Annotated in this window: 15 protein-coding genes and 3 pseudogenes; 5 read left to right on the forward strand and 13 right to left on the reverse strand. The window is 70.2% G+C overall.

Annotated elements, in window-relative coordinates; genetic code table 11:
- Positions 1-43: 43 nt before the first annotated feature.
- The 4 genes from BG418_RS22985 to BG418_RS23000 form a co-directional block, all read right to left on the reverse strand.
- A complete protein-coding gene (locus BG418_RS22985) occupies positions 44-943 on the reverse strand; it encodes an RNA polymerase sigma-70 factor (protein WP_188275864.1) in 900 nt (299 codons plus the stop codon).
- Between the two features lie 35 nt (positions 944-978).
- Positions 979-1,929 (reverse strand): NAD(P)-dependent oxidoreductase, encoded by a 951-nt coding sequence (locus BG418_RS22990; protein ID WP_188275865.1) that lies wholly within the window; start codon positions 1,927-1,929, stop codon positions 979-981.
- A gap of 132 nt (positions 1,930-2,061) precedes the next feature.
- A complete protein-coding gene (locus BG418_RS22995) occupies positions 2,062-3,621 on the reverse strand; it encodes an acyl-CoA synthetase (protein WP_188275866.1) in 1,560 nt (519 codons plus the stop codon).
- Positions 3,618-4,727, reverse strand: a complete 1,110-nt coding sequence (locus BG418_RS23000) for a nitronate monooxygenase family protein (RefSeq protein WP_188275867.1) — start codon at positions 4,725-4,727, stop codon at positions 3,618-3,620. The genes BG418_RS22995 and BG418_RS23000 overlap by 4 nt, the downstream gene beginning before the upstream one ends.
- 246 nt (positions 4,728-4,973) lie before the next feature.
- Here BG418_RS23000 and BG418_RS23005 point away from each other — a divergent pair.
- A pseudogene (locus BG418_RS23005) lies at positions 4,974-6,137 on the forward strand (serine hydrolase domain-containing protein); the annotation flags it as partial.
- A gap of 16 nt (positions 6,138-6,153) precedes the next feature.
- Here BG418_RS23005 and BG418_RS23010 read toward each other — a convergent pair.
- From BG418_RS23010 to BG418_RS23030, 5 genes are all read right to left on the reverse strand, one after another.
- A complete protein-coding gene (locus BG418_RS23010) occupies positions 6,154-7,704 on the reverse strand; it encodes an NAD(P)/FAD-dependent oxidoreductase (protein ID WP_188275869.1) in 1,551 nt (516 codons plus the stop codon).
- A 138-nt stretch (positions 7,705-7,842) separates the two neighbouring features.
- Positions 7,843-10,038, reverse strand: coding sequence for a serine/threonine-protein kinase (locus BG418_RS23015; protein ID WP_188275870.1), 2,196 nt, complete (start codon positions 10,036-10,038; stop codon positions 7,843-7,845).
- A gap of 18 nt (positions 10,039-10,056) precedes the next feature.
- On the reverse strand, positions 10,057-10,881 hold the full coding sequence (locus BG418_RS23020) for an oxygenase MpaB family protein (RefSeq protein WP_262928608.1): 825 nt from the start codon (positions 10,879-10,881) through the stop codon (positions 10,057-10,059).
- Positions 10,882-10,989: 108 nt separating this feature from the next.
- Positions 10,990-11,457 carry an NUDIX domain-containing protein gene (locus BG418_RS23025; RefSeq protein WP_188275950.1) on the reverse strand — a complete coding sequence of 156 codons (468 nt, stop codon included), beginning with the start codon at positions 11,455-11,457 and terminating at the stop codon, positions 10,990-10,992.
- 57 nt (positions 11,458-11,514) lie between these two features.
- Positions 11,515-12,870, reverse strand: a complete 1,356-nt coding sequence (locus BG418_RS23030; RefSeq protein WP_188275951.1) for a tetratricopeptide repeat protein — start codon at positions 12,868-12,870, stop codon at positions 11,515-11,517.
- Between the two features lie 189 nt (positions 12,871-13,059).
- Between BG418_RS23030 and BG418_RS23035 the strand changes: the two genes are divergently transcribed.
- The 4 genes and pseudogenes from BG418_RS23035 to BG418_RS23050 all read left to right on the forward strand — a co-directional run.
- Positions 13,060-13,809 carry a hypothetical protein gene (locus BG418_RS23035; RefSeq protein WP_188275872.1) on the forward strand — a complete coding sequence of 250 codons (750 nt, stop codon included), beginning with the start codon at positions 13,060-13,062 and terminating at the stop codon, positions 13,807-13,809.
- Positions 13,810-13,880: 71 nt separating this feature from the next.
- Positions 13,881-14,792: a phosphotransferase gene (locus BG418_RS23040; RefSeq protein ID WP_188275873.1), complete on the forward strand. Its 912-nt coding sequence runs from the start codon at positions 13,881-13,883 to the stop codon at positions 14,790-14,792.
- Entirely contained in the window at positions 14,793-15,485 is a 693-nt protein-coding gene (locus BG418_RS23045; protein ID WP_188275874.1) for a bifunctional 2-polyprenyl-6-hydroxyphenol methylase/3-demethylubiquinol 3-O-methyltransferase UbiG, read from the forward strand.
- Between the two features lie 15 nt (positions 15,486-15,500).
- Positions 15,501-16,016, forward strand: a pseudogene (locus BG418_RS23050) (HAD domain-containing protein); the annotation flags it as partial.
- A gap of 109 nt (positions 16,017-16,125) precedes the next feature.
- On the opposite strand, the gene BG418_RS23055 reads toward BG418_RS23050, so the two are convergent.
- The 4 genes and pseudogenes from BG418_RS23055 to BG418_RS23070 all read right to left on the reverse strand — a co-directional run bounded on the left by BG418_RS23055 (position 16,126) and on the right by BG418_RS23070 (position 19,426).
- Positions 16,126-16,416, reverse strand: a complete 291-nt coding sequence (locus BG418_RS23055) for a hypothetical protein (protein WP_223185308.1) — start codon at positions 16,414-16,416, stop codon at positions 16,126-16,128.
- A gap of 143 nt (positions 16,417-16,559) precedes the next feature.
- Positions 16,560-17,453: a DUF6308 family protein gene (locus BG418_RS23060; protein ID WP_223185309.1), complete on the reverse strand. Its 894-nt coding sequence runs from the start codon at positions 17,451-17,453 to the stop codon at positions 16,560-16,562.
- Positions 17,454-17,557: 104 nt separating this feature from the next.
- A pseudogene (locus BG418_RS40585) lies at positions 17,558-17,806 on the reverse strand (TerD family protein); the annotation flags it as partial.
- A 408-nt stretch (positions 17,807-18,214) separates the two neighbouring features.
- Complete coding sequence (locus BG418_RS23070; protein WP_188275877.1) at positions 18,215-19,426, reverse strand: acyl-CoA dehydrogenase family protein; 1,212 nt, start codon at positions 19,424-19,426, stop codon at positions 18,215-18,217.
- Between the last annotated feature and the right edge of the window lie 177 nt (positions 19,427-19,603).

Raw genomic sequence — 19,603 nt, forward strand, 5'->3', positions numbered from 1 at the left:
GAGAGGCGCGGCCCGCCGCCACACGGCGGGCCGCATCGCCCCGTCACACGGCTACATGCCCGAGCTTGTCGGGGTTGAGCACCGAGTAGATCCCGTGGATGCGGCCCTCGCGGACGTCGAGGGAGGTGAGCTGGGAGCGGTCGTCGAGGGTGGTGTACAGCGCGGGGGCGCCGTTGATGTGCAGGATGCGGGTCGCTTCGACCCCGTACTTCTTGAGCAGACCGGTGAGGAACGCGAGGACCTTGGCGCGGCCGAGGACCGGGCGCAGGGCGGCGCGGACCTTGCCGCCGCCGTCGTTCCAGGCGACGACGTCCTCGCTCAGCAGCTCGGTGAGCCCGGCGAGATCGCCGTTCTGGGCCGCCGCCAGGAAGCGGGTGAACAGCTTCTCGTGGTCCTCGTCGGCGGGCTTGAAGCGCTCGCGCCCGGCGGCCAGATGCTGTCCGGCCCGGCGGAACATCTGACGGCAGTTGGCGACGGTCACGCCGAGGATGTCGGCGATCTCCTCGTACGGCAGCTCGAACGCCTCGCGCAGCACGAACACGGCCCGCTCAGGCGGTGTCAGACGCTCCATCAGATGCACGGTGGCGAACGCGACCGTGTCGCGCAGCTCGGCCGTGTCCATCGGCCCGAGCGCGTCGGTGGCGACCGGCTCGGGCAGCCAGGGGCCGGTATACGCCTCACGGGTCACACGCGCCGAGCGCAGCTGGTCGAGGGCGAGCCGCGAGACCACTTTGATCAGGAACGCGCGCGGCTCCCGGATCTCCTCGTGATCGACGCCCCGCCAGCGCAGATAGGCGTCCTGGACGACGTCCTCCGCGTCCCACATGGAGCCGAGAAAACGATAGGCGAGCCCGAGCAGCAGCGGCCGGTACCGCTCGAACTCCGCGGCGGGATCCCCTGGCCGTTCCGGTGCCGCGTTCTCCTGGTGCGCGGGTCCTGCCATCGTGCGTGTCCTCTCCCCTGTACCGGCCACCGGCATCAGATCGCCGCGGCCGCCGGGCCATTCAACTCGACGGCGAAGCCGCTGCGCCAGGAGGTGTGACGCGGCCGCCAGTCCAGGCTGAGCTGGGCACGGGCGTTGTCGGCGCCGCGCAGCCGGGTCATGTACGACACGCCCCAGCTTCCGGCGACCAGCCGCGCGACGAAGGTGGGCAGGCGCTTGGGCGCGGGAGCGCCGAGCAGCCGGGCGACCTCGGGCACCCAGGTGCTCATCGGGGCCGGGTCGTCGTCGACGACGTTGAGGGCACCGGTCACGCTCCGGTCCAGGGCCGCGACCACAGCCGTGGCGGCGTCATGCGCGTGCGTGAAGGAGAAGACGGCCGGACCGCCGCCGACCAGCGGGAACCTGCCGTCCTTGATCTGACGCGTGAACTGCCCGTCGGTGTCGAACGCCGAACCCGGCCCGTAGAGGTGCCCGAAGCGCAGCACCAGACCGCCCGCGTCCCGGGTGCGCAGCTCCAACTCGCGCAGCGCGTCCAGCGAGCGCCGGAACTGCTTGGGCGGCGCCTGCCACAGCGGAGTGTCCTCGTTGGCGAGCCCGTCGCCGTCCGGGTCGTACGCGAAGGCGACGCTCTGCGAGACGATCCGCCGCACGCCCGCGTGCCGGGCCGCCTCGACGAGATTGCGGGTGCCCTCGGTGCGCAGCCGGTCGGTGAGGGCGAACTCCTTCGGCATCTTACGGGGGTTGAGCTCGGCCGGGATGGCCGTGAGGAGATGGACGACGGCGTCCGGGGCGGCTTCGCGCACCGCCCGGTCGAGGGCCGCGGCGTCGAGGGCGTCGGCGACGACCGCCTTCGCCCCCGCCCGCTCCAGGGCCGCGGCCCGCCCGGTCGAGCGGGACAGGCCGATGACGTCGTGGCCGACCGAGGAGAGCAGCGGCACGAGGGCACGCCCGATGACTCCGGTGGCTCCGGCGACGAGAACACGCATGGGGTTCCTCCTGATGTCCGTCCCCCGGGAACGGATTCGCTGCCCCGGGGGTGTGTCGGCATCAGGACGGGCGAGGCCCACCGCGCGTGACAGTCGCGCGATGTGACCTGGGCCACAGGCCGGAATGGCCCGTCACATCGCCCGCTCGTGCCCCTCCCAGTACGGCTCGCGCAGCCGTCGTTTGTAGAGCTTGCCGTTGGGGTCGCGCGGCATCGCGGCGATGAAGTCGACCGACCTCGGCCGCTTGAAGCCCGCGAGCCGCTGTTCGCAGTGGGCGAGTATCGCGGCGGCGAGCGCAGGGCCGGGCTCGTGGCCGGGGGCGGGTTCGACGACCGCCTTGACCTCCTCGCCCCAGTCCGGATGCGGGATGCCGAACACGGCGGCGTCGGCGACGGCCGGGTGCGTGAGGAGCTCGGCCTCGATCTCGGCAGGATAGACATTCACCCCGCCCGAGATGATCATGTCGATCTTGCGGTCGCGCAGGAAGAGATAGCCGTCCTCGTCGAGGTACCCCAGATCTCCCACGGTGAAGAAGTCGCCGATACGGTTCTTCCGCGTCTTGCTCTCGTCCTTGTGGTAGCTGAAGCCGCCGGTCGACATCTTCATATAGACGGTGCCGAGTTGACCTGCGGGCAGCCGCTCACCGTCGTCGTCGAAGACCGCCAACTCGCTGATGGGCCACGCCTTGCCCACCGTGCCCGGCTTCTTCAGCCAGTCCTCGGCCGTGGCGAAGGCACCACCGCCCTCGCTCGCCGCGTAGTACTCCTCCACGCAGCTCCCCCACCACTCGATCATCGCCCGCTTGACGTGATCGGGGCAGGGAGCCGCGCCATGGATGGCGTGCCGCAGCGAGCCCACGTCGTACCGCGCACGCACCTCGGCGGGCAGCGAAAGCAGCCGATGGAACTGGGTCGGCACCATATGGGTGTGCGTACAGCCGTACGTGTCGATCAGGCGCAGCATCTCCTCCGGCGTCCACTTGTCCATCAGGACGAGCGGATGGCCGACGTGCAGCGACGCGCCCGCGAACTGCAGAACGGCCGTGTGGTAGAGCGGCGAGCAGACCAGATGGACATTGCCGTCGAACGGCTTGATGCCGAAGATGCCCAGGAAGCCGCCGAGATACGACTCCTCGGGGAGCTTGCCGGAGAGCGGGCGCCGGATGCCGCGCGGGCGGCCGGTGGTGCCCGAGGTGTAGTTCATCACCCAGCCGAGCGTGCGGCCGTCGGGCACCGACGCGGGCTGTCCGTCCAGGAGTTGGGCGTACGGACGGAACCCGGCCACCTCGCCCACCGCATAGCGGTGGCTGCCCGGCAACTTCGCCTCGTCGGCCGCCGCGGTCGCCGCGTCCGCGAACCGCTCGTGCGCGATCAGCACCTTGGCGCCGGAGTCCGCGACGATCCACGCGATCTCGGGCCCGACCAGATGGTGGTTGACGGGGACGAGATAGAAACCGGCCTGGGACGCAGCCAGATACGCGGTGAAGAACTCGACCCCGTTGGGCAGCACGACGGCGAACGCGTCACCCTGTTCGAGCCCGGCCGCGCGCAGCCCGTGGACCAACTGATTGACGGCGGCGTGCAGTCGGCCCGCCGTCCAGCCGACCCCGTCCGGGGCCGTCAGCACGACACGGTCCGGGTCGGCGGCGGCCTGCGCCCAGAACCCGTTGGGCGGCTGCTGGTCGGCGGTCATGCCCCACCCCTTCCGGCGATGCGGTTGATACGGTCCACGGCCTGCTCGAAGCCCCGCGTCAGCTCGTCGAAGACCTCCTGGACACTGCGCTCGGAGTTCATCCGGCCAACAATCTGGCCGACCGGCGTGCCGAGCAGCGGTCCGACCTCGTACTTCTGGATACGGGACAGCGCCTCCGCGACCAGCAGTCCCTGCAACGGCATCGGCAGCGTGCCGGGTCCGCTCGGGTCGTCCCAGGCGTCGGTCCACTCGGTGCGCAGCTGGCGCGCGGGCTTGCCGGTCAGCGCGCGCGAGCGGACGGTGTCGCCGGAGCCCGCCGCGAGCAGCTTCTGAGTGAGCGCGCGAGAGTGCAGATCGGCCTCGGTGGTGGTGAGCCAGAGCGAGCCGAGCCAGACGCCCTGCGCGCCGAGCGCGAGCCCGGCGGCCGCCTGGGCACCGCTGCCGATGCCCCCGGCGGCGAGCACGGGCAACGGGCCGACGGCCTCGACGACTTCGGGCACAAGCACCATGGAGGCGATCTCACCGGTGTGGCCGCCGGCTTCGTAGCCCTGCGCGACGACGATGTCGATGCCCGCGTCGGCGTGGTGGCGGGCGTGCTTGGCGCTGCCCGCGAGGGCCGCGACCAGGACACCGGCGCCATGGGCCCGCTCGACGACGTCGGCGGGCGGCGACCCCAGCGCGTTGGCGAGCAGTTTGATCGGATACTCGAAGGCGACATCGAGCTGGTTACGGGCGACCTGCTCCATCCAGCCCGTGATGCGCCAGCCGGACGCCTCGCCCACGGCGAGCTCGGGCACCCCGTGCTTGGCCAGAGTCTCCCGGACGAACTGCCGGTGCCCTTCCGGGATCATGGCCTCGACATCGGCCTCGCTGACGCCCTCCACCTTGCGCGCGGGCATCACGACGTCGAGCCCGTAGGGCAGTCCGTCGGTGCGGTCCTGCATCCAGTCGAGATCGCGCGCGAGGTCGTCGGGCGCGGTGTAGCGGACCGCGCCGAGCACCCCGAACCCACCGGCCCGGGTGATCGCGGCGGCCACCGCGGGAAAGGGCGTGAAACCGAAGATGGCGTGCTCGACTCCCAGTCTCCTGCTCAGCTCCGTCTGCATGGGGCGCAGGATGCCGCAGCGGGGGTGCCGAGGGAAGAGATTTTCTGATGCTGCGTCAGATAATTTACGTGGGAGTGGGGATCCGAGGTTGACCGTGCGGCGTGGTGGCAGTCCGATGCGGTCCCGCGTCACCTAAGGGGCGCGGGGAACTGCGCGACAAGCCACGCACGGTCCGCAGTCCGAGATTCGCGCTTCCAGCGGCTTAGGGTGGCGGCCATGGTCCGGGACGACGACACGGGGATGGCGCTGCGGCACGGCACCGCCGCAGAGGCCGGACTGCTACCGGAGCGACTGGCCGAGCTGGTCACGGAGGCCGAAGGGTTCCTCGGGCCGACGCCGACGCACCCGACGCACCCCTGGTACGCAGGCGCGGTAGTACTCGCCGGCCGAGGCCGGACGGTCGCGCTGCACCACGCCCTCGGCACGGCGGTGCGCTACTCGGCGTACGACGAGAAGACGGACACGGGCGTCGAGCTCCCGCCCGGGCGGCGGATCGCGATGGCCGAGGACACCATCTTCGACCTCGCGTCGCTCACCAAACTGTTCACGGCACTGCTCGCGGTACGACGGATCGAGCGCGGCGAGCTGGCCCTTGAGGACGAAGTGTCCGCGTATCTCCCGGAGTTCGGGGCGGCCGGTAAGCAGGACATCACCGTACGACAGCTGCTGACGCACACCTCCGGGCTGCGCGCCTGGCTTCCGCTGTACGACGAGCCGACGTACGAGGGGAAGGTGCGGCGGCTGCTGAACGACGCGCCGATCAGCCCGCCGGGCACCGCGTACCTCTACTCCGACCTCAATATGCTCGCGCTACAGCTGCTCTTGGAACGGATCAGCGGTCACCGTTTGGACACCCTGCTCCACGACGAGATCACTGCTCCGCTTCGGATGCACCGCACTCGCTACAACCCGCCCGCCTCCTGGCGGCCCCGGATCGCGGCCACCGAGGACGCCCGCAAGCCGTGGTCGGGCCTGGACCTGGGTCTGGTGTGGGGCGAGGTGCACGACGAGAACGCGTACGCGCTCGGCGGGGTCGCCGGGCACGCCGGGATCTTCTCCTGCGCCTGGGACCTGGCGGTCCTGGCCCGTATGCTCCTCGACGGCGGCGCCCACGGCCGTACGAGAATCCTCGGCGCCGATGCCACCGCCCTGCTCTTCACCGACTTCAACACCGCCTTCCCCGGCCACGCCCACGGCCTCGGCTTCGAACTCGACCAGCGCTGGTACATGGGCGCGCTCACCTCGCCGCGCACGGCAGGCCACACGGGGTTCACCGGCACCAGCATGGTCCTGGACCCGACCACCGATACGTTTCTGATCGTGCTCGCCAACTCCGTTCATCCGGTGAGGAGTTGGCGCTCTGGGTCGGCGCCTCGTGTGGCGCTGGCCGACGCGCTGGCGCGCGCGATCGCGCAGTAGGCGCGCCCTACAACCCCAGCACCGCCATCGCCGCGTTGTGGCCCGGGATGCCGCTGACCCCGCCGCCCCGCACCGCGCCCGCACCGCACAGCAGCACATTGGCGTGGGCCGTCTCCACGCCCCACCGGCCGGTGGAAACCTCCGCGTACGGGAACGCGAGTGCGCGGTGGAAGATGTTGCCGCCGGGCAGCCGCAGGTCCCGTTCCAGGTCGAGCGGAGTCTTCGCCTCGATGCAGGGCCGCCCCTGGGCGTCCGTGGCCAGGCAGTCGGCGATGGGCTCGGCCAGATGCGCGTCGAGCTGGGCCAGCGTCGCGGCAAGCAGTTCCTCGCGCGTCTTGTCGTTGTCGTCGGCGAACAGCCGCGCGGGGGTGTGCAGCCCGAAGAGGGTCAGGGTCTGGTAGCCGCGCGCCGCGAGGTCCGGGCCGAGGATGGAGGGGTCCGTGAGCGAGTGGCAGTAGATCTCGGACGGCGGTGCGGCGGGCAGCTGCCCGGACAGAGCCTGGGCGTACGCGGCCGCCAACTCGCCGTATCCCTCGCCGATGTGGAAGGTCCCGGCGAACGCCTCGCGCGGGTCGACAGCGGTGTCCCGGAGCCGGGGCAACCGCGTGAGCAGCATGTTCACCTTGAGCTGGGCGCCCTCGGCGGGCGGCGGGGCCACGTCGCCGGTGAGGGCGGCCAGCGCTTGCGGCGAGGCGTTCACCAGGACGTGCCGGGCCGCGACCGTGCCCTCGTCCGTCCCCGTACGGAAGTCCACCTCGGCCGCACTTCCGTCCGTGCGCAGCGCGGTCGCCTCGTGACCGGTGACGATCTCCGCGCCCGCCGCCCGCGCGGCATCGGCGAGCGCGTCCGTGAACGCCCCCATCCCGCCGACCGGAACGTCCCAGTCACCGGTGCCGCCGCCGATCACGTGGTACAGGAAGCAGCGGTTCTGGGCGAGCGAGGGGTCGTGGGCGTCGGCGAAGGTGCCGATCAGGGCGTCGGTGAGCACGACTCCGCGTACGAGGTCGTCCGTGAACCGCTCCTCCACCGCGACCCCGATCGGCTCCTCGAACAGCGCCCGCCAGGCCGCATCGTCACCGACGCGCTCCCGCAGGGCGGCGGCTGTCGGCAGCGGCTCGGTCAGGGTCGGGAAGACCCGCTCGGCGACCCGCCGGGTCATCCCGTAGAACTCCTCCCAGGCCGCGTACTCGGCATCGGAGCCGGTCAGCCGCCGGAACGCAGCGCGGGTGCGCTCCTCGCCGCCGCCGACAAGCAGGCCGGTGGGACGGCCGTCGCGGACGACGGGTGTGTACGAGGAGACGTTCCGCTTGCGGACGGCGAACCGCAGCCCCAGCTCGTCCACGATCTTCTGCGGCAGCAGCGAGACCAGATACGAGTAGCGCGAGAGCCGGGCGTCGACGCCCTCGAACGGGCGGGTCGACACGGCCGCGCCGCCCGTGTGGTCGAGGCGTTCCAGGACCAGGACCGACTGTCCGGCGCGGGCGAGATAGGCGGCCGCCACGAGGCCGTTGTGGCCCCCGCCGACGATCACGGTGTCATAGACCTGCTGTGCGGGCATGGCCCTTCCTAGCACGGGGTGATCGGCGGGGACCAGGGTGCGATCCCGCACTACAGGGCTGTACGTGGCGATCGGCGGCGGCCGGGGCGCGCGGCCACGCACCACGGATGTCCGGCGGCCAGGGCACAGGCGCCCCCGCTACCCCCGCCCCCCACTCCGCCGCAGCGCCGCCACCCGGCGGTACAGCTCGACCGCCTCGGTCCCGCGTCCCAGCTGCTCCAGGCAGTGCGCTTCTTCGTTCCGGCTGGCCAGGGCGTCCGGGTGAGCCGCGCCCAGGACGCGCTCGCGGGCGTCGGCCACCTGGCGGTAGGCGGTCAGCGCCTCGCTCCAGCGCCCGAGCCAGCCGAGCCCGACGGCGATCTCGCGGCGGCTGACCAGCGTGTCGGGATGGTCGCGGCCAAGGACTCGCTCGCGTACGGCCGCGACCTCCCGGGACTCGGCCAGGGCCTCCTCCCAGCGGGCCAGCCGCCCCAGGTTGACGCCCAGACCGTGCCGGGCGCGCAGTGTCTCGGGGTCGTCGGGCCCGTCGACGCGAGTACGGTCGTCGACGAGCACCCGATACAGCTCAAGCGCTTCAGCGCTGCGCCCGAGCCGGCCCAGGCTGATGCCGATCTCGTACCGGGTGGCGAGGGTGTCGCGGTGGTCCGGGCCGAGCATGGCCGTACGCGCCGAGGCGACCTCGCGATAGGTCTGCAACGCCTCGATCCACCGCCCCAACTGGCCGAGCGTATACGCGACTTCGTTCCGGCTGACCAAGGTGTCCGGGTGGCCGGGCCCGAGCACCCGCGCCCGGTCCTGCGCCACCTCTCGGGCCATACGGTACGAGTCCTCCAGGCGCCCCAGACTGCCCAGGTTGAAGGCGAGGTTGTGACGGCAGCGCAGGGTGGCCGGATGATCGGGACCCATCACGCGCTCCCGGTCGGCGAGCACCGACGCGTACACCTGGTGCGCCTCGAAATGCCGGCCGAGGCGGCCCAGGACGTACGCGGTCTCCTGGCGGGCGTCGAGGGTCGCCGGGTGGTCGGGGCCGAGCGTGCGGGCCCGGGCCTCGGCGACCCGTCCGAACTCGCGCAGGGCGTCGGCCGAGCGCCCGGTCCTGCCGAGGGTGAACGCGACCTCGTACTGGCTGGCCAGGGTGTCGGGATGGTCGGGGCCGAGCGCGATTTCGCGTTCGGCGGCGACCGCGCGGTGCACCTCGCCCGCCTCCGCCCAGCGGCCGCGCCGGGCGAGGTCGAGGGCCGCGTCGTGGCGGTCGGTGAGCTTGGCCAGGAGCTCCGGCGGTGGCGGTGGCGGCCGGTCGGGCTCGGGCGGGGCGGGCGGAAGCGCGGTGGTCCACGCACCGGTGAGGCTGGCGTCGAGGTCGGGCGGGGCGGGGTCGGCGCTGCCGGTCGCCTTGTGGCCGGTGGTCATCCCGCGCGTCCAGGACGGCAGCCGGGGCGTACGCGTCGCTGGCGGCGCCTCCAGCGCGGCGGCGGCCCGGAACCGCCCATGCCCGGCGGCGAGCCGACGCGCCAACTCCCGTGCGTCGGCGGGCCGTTGACCGGGTTCCTTGGCCAGCAGATCGAGCACGATCCGCTCGAAGTACTCGGGCAGTTCGGCCCGCCGCCCGCGTGGCGGCTCGGGCGGGGTATCACGGTGCCCGACGAGAATCGCCCAGGCGTCGTCGAGATCGAACGGCGGTGCCCCGGTGGCCAGTTCGTACAGGACGCAGCCCAGCGAATAAAGATCGCTGCGATGGTCGACGGGCGCGCCGCCGATCTGCTCCGGCGACATGTAGTGCGGGGTCCCCATGGCGATACCGGTGCCGGTGAGCCGGGAGGTGAAGCCGATGTCGGCGCCGAGCCGGGCGATGCCGAAATCGAGGATCTTCACGGTGCCGTCGCCGAGTCGCATGACGTTGGCGGGCTTCAAGTCCCGGTGGACGATGCCCTGTTCATGGGTGTAGGCGAGGGCCGACGCCAGCTGCTCGGCGATGTCCACGACGTCCGCGACTGGCAGCGGATGCCCCTTGTTGTCCTCCAGGAGCTGGCTCAGATTGCGCCCGTCGAGCAGCTCCATGACGAGGTAGAGCCCGCCGTCGTACTCCCCGAAGTCATGGACGACGGTGACGCCGCGGTGCTGGAGCGCGGCCGCGACCCGCGCCTCGCGCCGGAACCGCTCGCGCAGCACCCTGGCGAACGACTGCTCGTGCTGCGGACCGAGCGGCTTGAGACACTTGACGGCGACGCGCCGCCCCAGCGACTCGTCGCGGGCCGCCCACACCTCGCCCATCCCGCCACGCCCGATCAGTTCGAGCAGCCGGTACCGGCCGTGGATCAGCCTGGTGTCCGCCATCGCGCGATGTCGCCCCCGTCACTCCGCTGCGCCCTCCCCGGCTCCGTCCAGTATGGCGGCCTGTCTGCGAAGTTTGTACGGTGAAGGGCGAGTTCCGGGCCCGAGTCGTTCGACGGCCCGCAGAATGTGCTTCGGCGGCAGCTGCCAGCGCAGCGTCGCGGGGATGCACCGCAACAACCGCCCGGCGAGGCGGAGTCGACGGCTGACCTGCGCGGCCTTGGGCGCGGGTCTGCCGTACAGCTCATGCGCGTACGCGGGCAGCGAGTCATAGGCGAGCCGGGCGATGGGCCGCCACAGCAGCGCGCGGACGGGTACGAGCAGAGGAGGGACGGGCGGCCGCGCAAGAAAGTCGTCCACGTCGCGCGCGTCGCCGGTGGCGGCAAGGTGCGGCCGTACGTCTTGGAAGTACGCATCGAGCTGGGCGATGGACAGCGGCACGCCGGCCGGTTCGAGCCCGATGAGCCGGGCGGCCTCGCGCTGTTCGTCGACATAACGATCGGCCTGCGCGTCACTGAGCGGGAACCCCGAGCGCCGCACGACGTCCAGATAGCTGGCGACCTCGGCGCAGTGCACCCAGAGCAGCAGCGCGGGATCATCGACCCGGAACCGCTCACCGGTAACGGGGTCGTCGGCTTTGAGGAACCCGTGAATGCGCCGAACCCGAGCGCTGGCCCGTTCCGCATCGGCCTTGGTCCCGTACGAGAGGGTGCCCACGAACCGCGCGGTACGCAGCAGCCGCCCCCAGGCGTCCTTGCGGAAGTCACTGTTCTGCATGACCCCACGGACGGCACGCGGATGCAGCGCCTGCAGATAGAGCGCCCGCACCCCGGCGACCCACATCATCGGATCCCCATGCATCTGCCAGGTCACGGACCGGGGCCCGAAGTACCCGGGATCCCCCTCGCCACCACCCATCGCCGGCCACCTCCTGTACGGCCAGTGTGACGACGATTAGTGCCACCCGTCGAGAGAGACGGGGCGCCCGCCCGTGAGGTATCGGTGGAGGGCACTGGCCGTAGTGTCCACAAAGGCTTCTGGGATGGCTTTGGTGTCGACCCAGCAGACCTGGGAGTGCTTGCGGGGTTCGCGGTTTTCGGGTTCGCCGGTCCATTCGTGAGTCGCGAAGACGACCGTAAGGAAGCCGTTGGGAGCCTCGACGCCCCGAGCGCCGTGAATGACGTGGGCGACCTTGAGGGACTCGGGCTTCACCGTGAGGCCGGTCTCCTCGTACAGCTCGCGGACGGCGGTCTCGGTGATGGGCTCGCCCGGCTCACTCTTGCCGACGGGGAGGTCCCACATTCCCTGCGCGAACTTGGCGTTCTCGCTGCGCTGGAGGAGGACGACGCGGTTGGTGGCCTTGTCGTGGACGATGACGGCGGCGACCAGCAGGCAATTCGAGCGCGGGGTGAGAACACGCAGTGGCCTCGGTCGGCTGAGCGTCGATGATTGTTCCCTCCCCGCGCGGGTCTGGGAACGTCAGGCGAGGGCCTCACGAGCGTGGCGGGCGAGATCCGCCGCCCCGGGAACTCTGCGGTTCTGGTAGACCGCCAGGGTGGGGCGGATCGACGTGATCGCCTTACGGGCGCGGTCGGAGGTCATGCCGTCCATGAGGCTTAGCGCCTGCGTCCAGGAGTCCACCGCTTCGTCGGCACGGGCCTGAGCGGCAAGGCTGTCACCGAGGTCGGCGTACGTGAGAACGTGCACGCGCTTGAACCTGATCGGGTCCCAGCGGGTGAGCGCGTCGCGGTGCTGCTGCTCCGTACCGGTGAAGTCTTTCATCTCGGTCAGTGCCTTGGCTGTGTGGCTGGCGACGGTACCTGCGGCTGGGCCACTCAAGAGGGAGAAGCTGGGCTGTGGGCCGTCCTCACGCAGGAGCGCGTCCTCCGCAGCAAGGAGAGCACGGCTGGCCGAAGCGTGCTCACCGACGGCCGCGCAGGCACGGGCATGCGTGATGTGGAGCAGCGCCTCGGTCTGTCCGTCGACATGGCCGACGCCACGGGCAAGGGCCCGTTCCACAAGGTCAACGCAGTGGTGAGGCTGCTTGAGTTTCAGGGCTTGGTGAGCCAAAGAGCGCATCATCCAGGCGGCATGACCATGCGGATCAGCCTCGCAGGCGAGCTGGTAGCCCACGTGATAGTAACTCTGGGCAGCGCCCTCCTGGCCCAGGTCGTGGTGTTTCCACCCGGCCAGGTAGGCGAGTTCGGCCACGGCGCCGAAGGCTGCCTGGCGTAACGCCTCCGAAGAGAAGCGTCCACGGAGCATCGGGGCCGCTGTGTCTGCGAGGTACGCGGTGACCGTGGTAAGGCCGTGTCCGCCACCGAGGCGCTCGTCAGCGGCGCTGAAAGCTGCCGTGATCTGTCGTACAACGTCGATGTCATCCGCTCCGACGAGGGAACGGCCAGTGCGGGCCCGGAGGACACGGGCGGTGGCTTCGTGATCGTGGAGTAGCGGCATCGCGACGCCGGCTGTGGTGAAGGCGGCAATGGCGAGGAAGCGACGCCGTTCGACGTCCGCGCGGGCGAGGCCCGTGACCGTCTCGACCGGGTCACCGTATGTGGCGGGCTCCACGTCGGGTGACTGGAGGCCGATCTCGGTCTGGGTGACGACGCGTCCCACTCGACGGGAGAGGGCCTCGGCGAGGTACTGCCCTGCTCGACCGGACGGGGTACGCGTGCCGTTCGCCCAGTGGGAGATGGCGGACTTGTTGGTCTGGAGTAATTCGCCGTTCTCTGCCGCGATCCGGCGTACGTCCTTGGCGAGTGCCTCGTACGTGCATCCAGCAGCGCGGATGGTCTCGCACAGGCCGGAGTTGGAGTCGTTCGACGCTGGCACGTTCCTCCGTCCCGGAGCTGTAAACCGCGTATACCGGTTGGCTTCGGTCACACCGTACCCACTCTGCGTAGCGGGCGGTTCACTTGTCGACAGCCGCCCACTCCTGAGTCCGCGGCCCCCAAGTTCCGTACGCCCACCGGGCTCGGGCATTCCTGTGCCTCGGCCCGGCCGATCAGAGACGGAGACACGGTGACCACCATCGACACCGCGACCATCACGGTCGAGCTGCCCGACGCCTTCGACCCGCGCTGGAGCCGCCTGCCCGGCATCCAGGTCGAGGGCTTACGCCTCACCATCGACCCCGCCGAATACTTCTTCCGCTTCGAGGCCAACACCTGGCTCGTCGCCGACTGGAAGCTCGTCAAGTCCCAGCTCCTGAACGTGGACGAGACGACCGAGAGCGCGGTCGAGCAACTCGCGCTCGACTTCATCAAGAAGCACGGCGAGTCCACGTCAGATGCCGCCCGCGTGCTGACGACGGCGTACGCGGTCTACTCGTACCTCTTCCGCGAGGAGCACTTAGTCGGCCTCGGCCTGCCGCAGATCACCGCCGACCACCTGCGGATGCTCCGCGAGGCCGCGACACTCATGGCGCTCAACAAGGTCGAACTGGATGGCCACATCTCCAACGTCGGCCCGTGCTGGTTCTTCCCGGCCGCCACCTCCGTCGTCTTCGACCTGGACGACGAGATGGGCGGGATGCTCGACGAGGTCTACCACGGCGGCTGGTTCAACGAGCCCCGCCGCATCGAGTCCATCAAGGCCCACGCCGCACTCGGCGGACGCCTCGTGCACGGCTGCCAGTCCGTGCCGGACCAGACCGGCGGTGTCGTCGCGCCCTACGGTGCCGCGATGGCCAACTTCCGTGACGAACTCACCCAGTTCAAGGCGGGCTGGATCGAGCAGGTCTACGCCCACCGCGTGATCGCCTCCGAGTAGCCCCCCCGTACGGCTTCGGGGCGGTCGGCCCGCTCGCCCGCCCCGAAGCCAACCAGCCCCTGGAGCACCCCATGGACCAGAACCTGCCCGCCGCCCTGCTGCACGACCTGTGCACCCTCGTGGACAAGCCCCTCCCCGTACGTGCCGAGATCCGGGTCTGGGGCATGTCCGGAGTCGAGCGCGTCACCTTCCCCGACGGCAAGACGGCCGTCTTCAAGTACGCCAAGCAGCCCTTCGACCGCGAGGCCCAGGCCCTGCGCGTGGCTCATCAGCGCGGGCTGCCGGTCCCTGAGCTCCACGCCACCGCCATGCAGGACAAGTGGCTCGGGATGCTCATGGACGACCTCGGCATCCCCGTACGGGACGCCGACGACCTCGACGGCGTCGCCGCCGCCGTGATGCTCCACGCCGCCCGCCCGGCCGGTGGCCTGCCCCTCCTCGACGGCGCAGGCCTCACGGCCTTGCCCGGCCGAGCCCTCGACCACCTCCAGCGGCTGCGCAAGACCGGTCGATGGACGGACTGCGACGACGTCGAGTCCGCTCTAGGGAAGATTTCCGCCGCGGCCGAGGCTCGGGTCCAAGGGACGACGCTCGCCCCGTTCGGCTGGGTCCACTCCGAGTTCCACCCCACGAGCATCCACATCGGGGAGAACGGCTTGCACCTCCTCGACTTCGCCCGCGCGTTCACGGGTCCCGGCCTGATCGACCTCGCCTCGTACCACGGCACCATCGACACACCGAGCCCCGTCCGGCTACGGGTGTTGCTGGAGCAGTACGTCACCGCAGGCGGCCACGAAGATGCCCTCGCCCCGAGGGATGGCCTCGCCGCCGAGGCGTGGGCACTGGGCTGGCACCGCATGTGGGCCGTCGAGTGGTTCATGGAGCAGGCCGTCCGCTGGATCGACGACCCCGCCGAGGACCCCGCGTACATCCCCGTCGTCCGCCGCCACCTGAACGACGTGGTCCAACTCCTGGAGGTCTAGGTGCTCACCCAGGTCTCCCCCTGGTACACCCACGCCGCCCAGCGCCTCGCCACCGCCCCGGCCCATGCTCTTATCCCTCCCTCGCGGATGGAGTGGAGCACCCACCATGGTCTGGGCCCCGGCGCGGAGATCCTCGGCCGGGACCTGCGCGGCAAGCGCGTTCTGGAGCTGGGCTGCGGCCCCGGCCACAACGTCGCTCACCTCGCCCAGCACCACCGGGCCCGCGTCACCGGCGTCGACCTGGTCGGCCTCCAGGTGCGGCGAGCACGCTCGCACTACGGCCACATCGCCGGTGCCACCTTCACCGCCGGCCACGCCCTGCACCACCTCCAGGCCACCGGTCAGACCTTCGACGCGATCTACTCGATCTTCGGCGCCGTCGGCCTGGTCGCCCCGGAGTTCCTGCTCGGCGCGATCTCCCGACGCCTGCTGCCCGGCGGCGTACTGGCCTTCTCCGTACCCCACCCGACACGGGCCGGAAGACATCCTTCGCCGGACGACCGTCCACGCGAGGACTACGTCACCATGCCCGACCGCACCCGACTGCCCATCGCGCGCTGGGAGTTCGACTCCCACCGCTGGGCCGCCCATCTCTCCAGAACCGGCCTGCGGATCACTTCTGCCCTCGACCTACGGCACCCGCGCCGCGATCCGTGGCCCACCACCCTCCTCATCACCGCCCGCAAACGCTGACCGACGGAGGCAACGATGCCCCTGCCCTACCTCCTGCTGGACATCGATGGCGTCCTCATACCGTTCCCGGCGGCCGACGGCAGCACCCCGCCCACACACGTCCGCCACACCGTTGTGCCCATGGGCCGCGACCCCGACGCCCCGGTGCCCGTCTGGCTCAACCCGGCCCACGGCCCTTTGCTCACCGGCTTCCCGGCCGGCGGACTCGTGACGCCCGTGTGGTGCACGAGCTGGCGCAAGGACGCGACCACCATCGTCGGGCCGCTCCTCGCACTCCCGAAGTTCCCGTACCTCGACCTGCCCCGTCCCCGGATCACCACGAGCCACCCCAACGGCTACCTATGGAAGCGTGATCACGTCGAGCAGTGGCTCGGTGATTCGGCGGTCGCCTGGATCGACGACGACTTCACCGACCTCGACCACGCCTGGGCCACCGAACGCACCGCCCGAGGCCACCCCACACTGCTCGTCCAGCCCGACCCATACGTCGGACTCCAGCCGACCCACCTCGTGAAGGTCCAGGAATGGGCCTTCCTTCAAGAGGTGGCAACGGGACCTCCGGAAGGGCGTAGCAAGGCCAGGTTGGCCAGTTGGGCTCCGCGAGGGCATTCCGGTGGGCGATCAAGTGCACCAACTCCACTTACCAACCAGTCGGCGCGCCGGAGTCCTCCAGGAGCTCCGCCACCGAGAACCGGGTGACGAACGACTGCCACGCGCCGTCGACGACGAGGAGGAACGCGTCGCCCTCCCGGAGGAGGCGACGGCGCTTGGGCCTTCTGGGGTGCTCGGGCGAGTGGTTCCGCGCCCGCCGTTCCAGCTCCGTGAGCGCCTCCGCACGAGATCCGGAGATGTGCGCCACCACGTACGCGTCCCTGTGCTTGTGCTCGCCGGTACCCACGGTCGTCTCGATGACCAGCCCCCACGTCGGCATGTTCCCCCGCCCCTTCGTGATCGCGTGAGCCCCTACCGTAGAGGCGCACCCGCTGTGCCCGGGATTCGCAGGGGATCCAACTGCCGCCGGGCGCAGGCTCCCTCGTGCGCGGCCGATGGACTTCAGGTCCTGATGCATCTCCGCTACTGATGATCCGTACGGTGATGCATCCAGAGCACCACGTCACAGACCCGCAGCACACTGACGGTCTCGGGGAGGTCTGCGGCCTGCCGTAAGGCCATCAGGTCGTGATGCAGCGCCCAGTTGTCGGCACGCAGCGCGGCATGCAGGTCGAGCCAGAAGGTCTTGGGCCGACCGAGGACGCATCGAACGACGTGATCGTAGACAGGCAGCAACCGCGGGCGCTTCCGGGCAAGGAGTTTGCCGGCCGTGACCCACCCGATTCCGCGCTGGCTCTTAAGAAGGCGCCAGGCATCGTGTGCCGGTGATCCATCAGCCAGGTCGGCAGTCTCGGCTTCGACCATGTCGATGTCGAAGCGAACTTCGCTCAGCAACTTGGACACCTGGACACCAAGGTGGCCTTCAAGGAGGTCAATGGCAGCCTGGACGGGAATCCTGACCGATAAGGTCTGCACTGCGATCAGGTCATCGGCGGTCACTGAATTCGCGACTGCCGGGCGGTCACCCCCGCCGACGAGGTGCTCGAACCGACTGCCCGTGAACGCCGTCGCTTCACGCGGCAGACCAGTGCCAAAATAAAGCTGAAGGTTCGAGACGGCCTGGTCAGAGTCGATGAGGCTGCTCAGCCGGTGAGCCAGAGACTGTGGGGCAGCTGTGGGCATGGGCGAAATCCGAGGCTGCTTCAATGCCGCAACCAGGCAGCGAAGGCTATCGACAAGGCCGACGTAGAACCGCTCATCCGGCACCGATCCCGGGTTCTTGCTCGCGTCGTAGAAGGCGACGTTGGTGAAGGTGGCGCAGGCGGAAGCGTTGAGGTTTTTGTAGAAGGCAAGCTTGCCGCGCCCAAACCCGACGAACAGCCAGAACACCCCAAGCGATGCAGTGTTCTGCAGCAAGGAGCGGGCGCCGTGAACAACCTGACCGGCGAGCCTGTCTGGGTGATCGACAAAAGCGGTGCGCGAGTGAAGACTTCACCCGAATGCAGCGGATCGGCGCTCACCACGACAACTACCCGGTCCACGTCGGCCGGAACGCGCACAAGGTCAGCCGTTACGGTCGAGCCGGCGATTGATACGCCGTCCTGGGCAGGGTGGTTGTAGAAGACCAAGTCGTCGCTCCGAACCCTGCCGTTCGGTCCGAGCATCAGTGCCGAGACGTCCGTAGCCAAGCCCTGAACTGACACCGCCAGCATCACCGGCGCTGCCGTGAGCTCGCTGTTCTCCCCTTTACGCAACGACGACGACTGCATCCTCGCCCCTCCGATCGCCGAGAGAGGAAACGGTAGCCCCCCGATTCCCGACCGTCCGGGCTTTGGACAGAATTCGCCCCCGGAGCCTCAAGCAGTCACTACCTCCCGACCCGGATCACGTACTTCCCAGGGGCGGATGAGCCTCACACGTGCTCCCGGAGCATCTGCTAGTGCCACACTGCACCCTCGGGGAAAGGGGTGGGGCATGGAGTTCGGTTCCGCATACCCGATCAGCCCGCCCTGCCGGGAACACAGCACTCAACATGGAGCGCGGGGTCGGCTCCTCAGAAGCACCTGCACACGACGATGCCCCCGTACATAGCCCGCTGCACGGGGGCATTCACGCTGTCGGCCCGACCTCCACGACTTATCCAGCTTCTGCGCCAGCAAAAACCTCGTCACACCCGCCTACCGCCGCACCCGCGGCATCCCCAACCCGATCCACGAGATGATCTCCCGCTGGATCTCGTTGTTGCCGCCGCCGAAGGTGAAGATCACGGCCGAGCGGTAGCCGCGTTCCAGGTCGCCGTGGAGTACCGCGCCCGCCGAGCCCTCCTTCAGGGGGCCCGCCGCGCCGACGACCTCCATCAGCCAGGCGTACGCGTCGCGGCGGGCCTCGGAGCCGTAGACCTTTACGGCGGAGGCGTCCTGGGGGGTGAGGGTGGAGTGCTGGACGGCGTTCACCATCTGCCAGTTGAGGAGTTTCATCGCGTCGAGCTTGGTGTGGGTGCGGGCCAGGCGGCCGCGGACCCAGCCGAGGTCGATGACGCGGCGGCCGTCGGCGAGCTTGGTGTCCATCGCCCAGCGCTGGACGTCATGCAGGGCGCGGATCGCCATGGTGCCGTGTGCGGCGAGCGTGACGCGCTCGTGGTTGAGCTGGTTGGTGATCAGCCGCCAGCCCTCGTTCTCCTCGCCGACCCGGCGCGAGGCGGGGACGCGGATGTTCTCGTAGTAGCTCGCGGTGGTGTCGTGCGAGGCGAGGGTGTTGATCACGATGCAGGAGTAGCCCGGGTCGGCGGTAGGCACGAGAAGCATCGTGATGCCCTTGTGCGGCGGTGCGTCGGGGTCGGTGCGCACGGCGAGCCAGACCCAGTCGGCGGTGTCGCCGTTCGTGGTCCAGATCTTCTGCCCGTTGACGACGTACTCGTCCCCGTCCCGTACCGCCCGGGTCTTGAGGGCGGCCAGGTCCGTCCCCGCGTCCGGCTCGCTGTAGCCGATCGCGAAGTCGATCTCGCCGGAGAGGATCCTCGGCAGGAAGTACGCCTTCTGCTCCGCCGTACCGAACCGCATCAGCGTCGGGCCGACCGTGTTCAGCGCCATCAGCGGCAGCGGGACCCCGGCCTGGGCGGCCTCGTCGAAGAAGATGAACTGCTCCATCGCGCCGAGCCCGCGCCCGCCGTACTCCTCCGGCCAGCCCACCCCCAGCCAGCCGTCCGCGCCCAGGCGGCGCACGGTCTCGCGGTAGAACCGCTTCTGGGCGGCCGGCTCGGCGGTGGGGGCACCTCCCATGCCTTTAGGGCTATGGGGGAGTGCGTACGCGTTGTCGGGCACCAGCTCGGCGAGGTAGGCGCGCAGCTCGGCTCGCAACCGCTGCTGCTCAGGCGTGTATTCGAGGTGCACGGCCCCTCCAGGCGTCTCGCTGTCCGTCCCCGTGTCCGTCGCGGTCCGCACCCACGGCGGCGAACGCCGGGACACGGAATGGAGGGCACAGTAGAACGTGTTGCAAGAATCTGGAAGGGTCGGCAGACGGGCAAAGCGCGGACCCCGGGGCTGCGCGCAGGCGGCAGCTCCCGGGGT

This window comes from Streptomyces sp. CBMA152 (genome assembly GCF_014596475.1).
Taxonomy (GTDB): domain Bacteria; phylum Actinomycetota; class Actinomycetes; order Streptomycetales; family Streptomycetaceae; genus Streptomyces.

Bases quoted from the DNA above. Each gene is read 5' to 3' on its own strand.
- BG418_RS23055 (WP_223185308.1), bottom strand. From the start codon at position 16,416: ATGCCGACGTGGGGGCTGGTCATCGAGACGACCGTGGGTACCGGCGAG.
- BG418_RS23015 (WP_188275870.1), bottom strand. From the start codon at position 10,038: ATGGCGGACACCAGGCTGATCCACGGCCGGTACCGGCTGCTCGAACTG.
- BG418_RS22985 (WP_188275864.1), bottom strand. From the start codon at position 943: ATGGCAGGACCCGCGCACCAGGAGAACGCGGCACCGGAACGGCCAGGG.
- BG418_RS23000 (WP_188275867.1), bottom strand. From the start codon at position 4,727: ATGCAGACGGAGCTGAGCAGGAGACTGGGAGTCGAGCACGCCATCTTC.
- BG418_RS22990 (WP_188275865.1), bottom strand. From the start codon at position 1,929: ATGCGTGTTCTCGTCGCCGGAGCCACCGGAGTCATCGGGCGTGCCCTC.
- BG418_RS23010 (WP_188275869.1), bottom strand. From the start codon at position 7,704: ATGCCCGCACAGCAGGTCTATGACACCGTGATCGTCGGCGGGGGCCAC.
- BG418_RS23020 (WP_262928608.1), bottom strand. From the start codon at position 10,881: ATGATGTGGGTCGCCGGGGTGCGGGCGCTCTATCTGCAGGCGCTGCAT.
- BG418_RS23040 (WP_188275873.1), top strand. From the start codon at position 13,881: ATGGACCAGAACCTGCCCGCCGCCCTGCTGCACGACCTGTGCACCCTC.
- BG418_RS22995 (WP_188275866.1), bottom strand. From the start codon at position 3,621: ATGACCGCCGACCAGCAGCCGCCCAACGGGTTCTGGGCGCAGGCCGCC.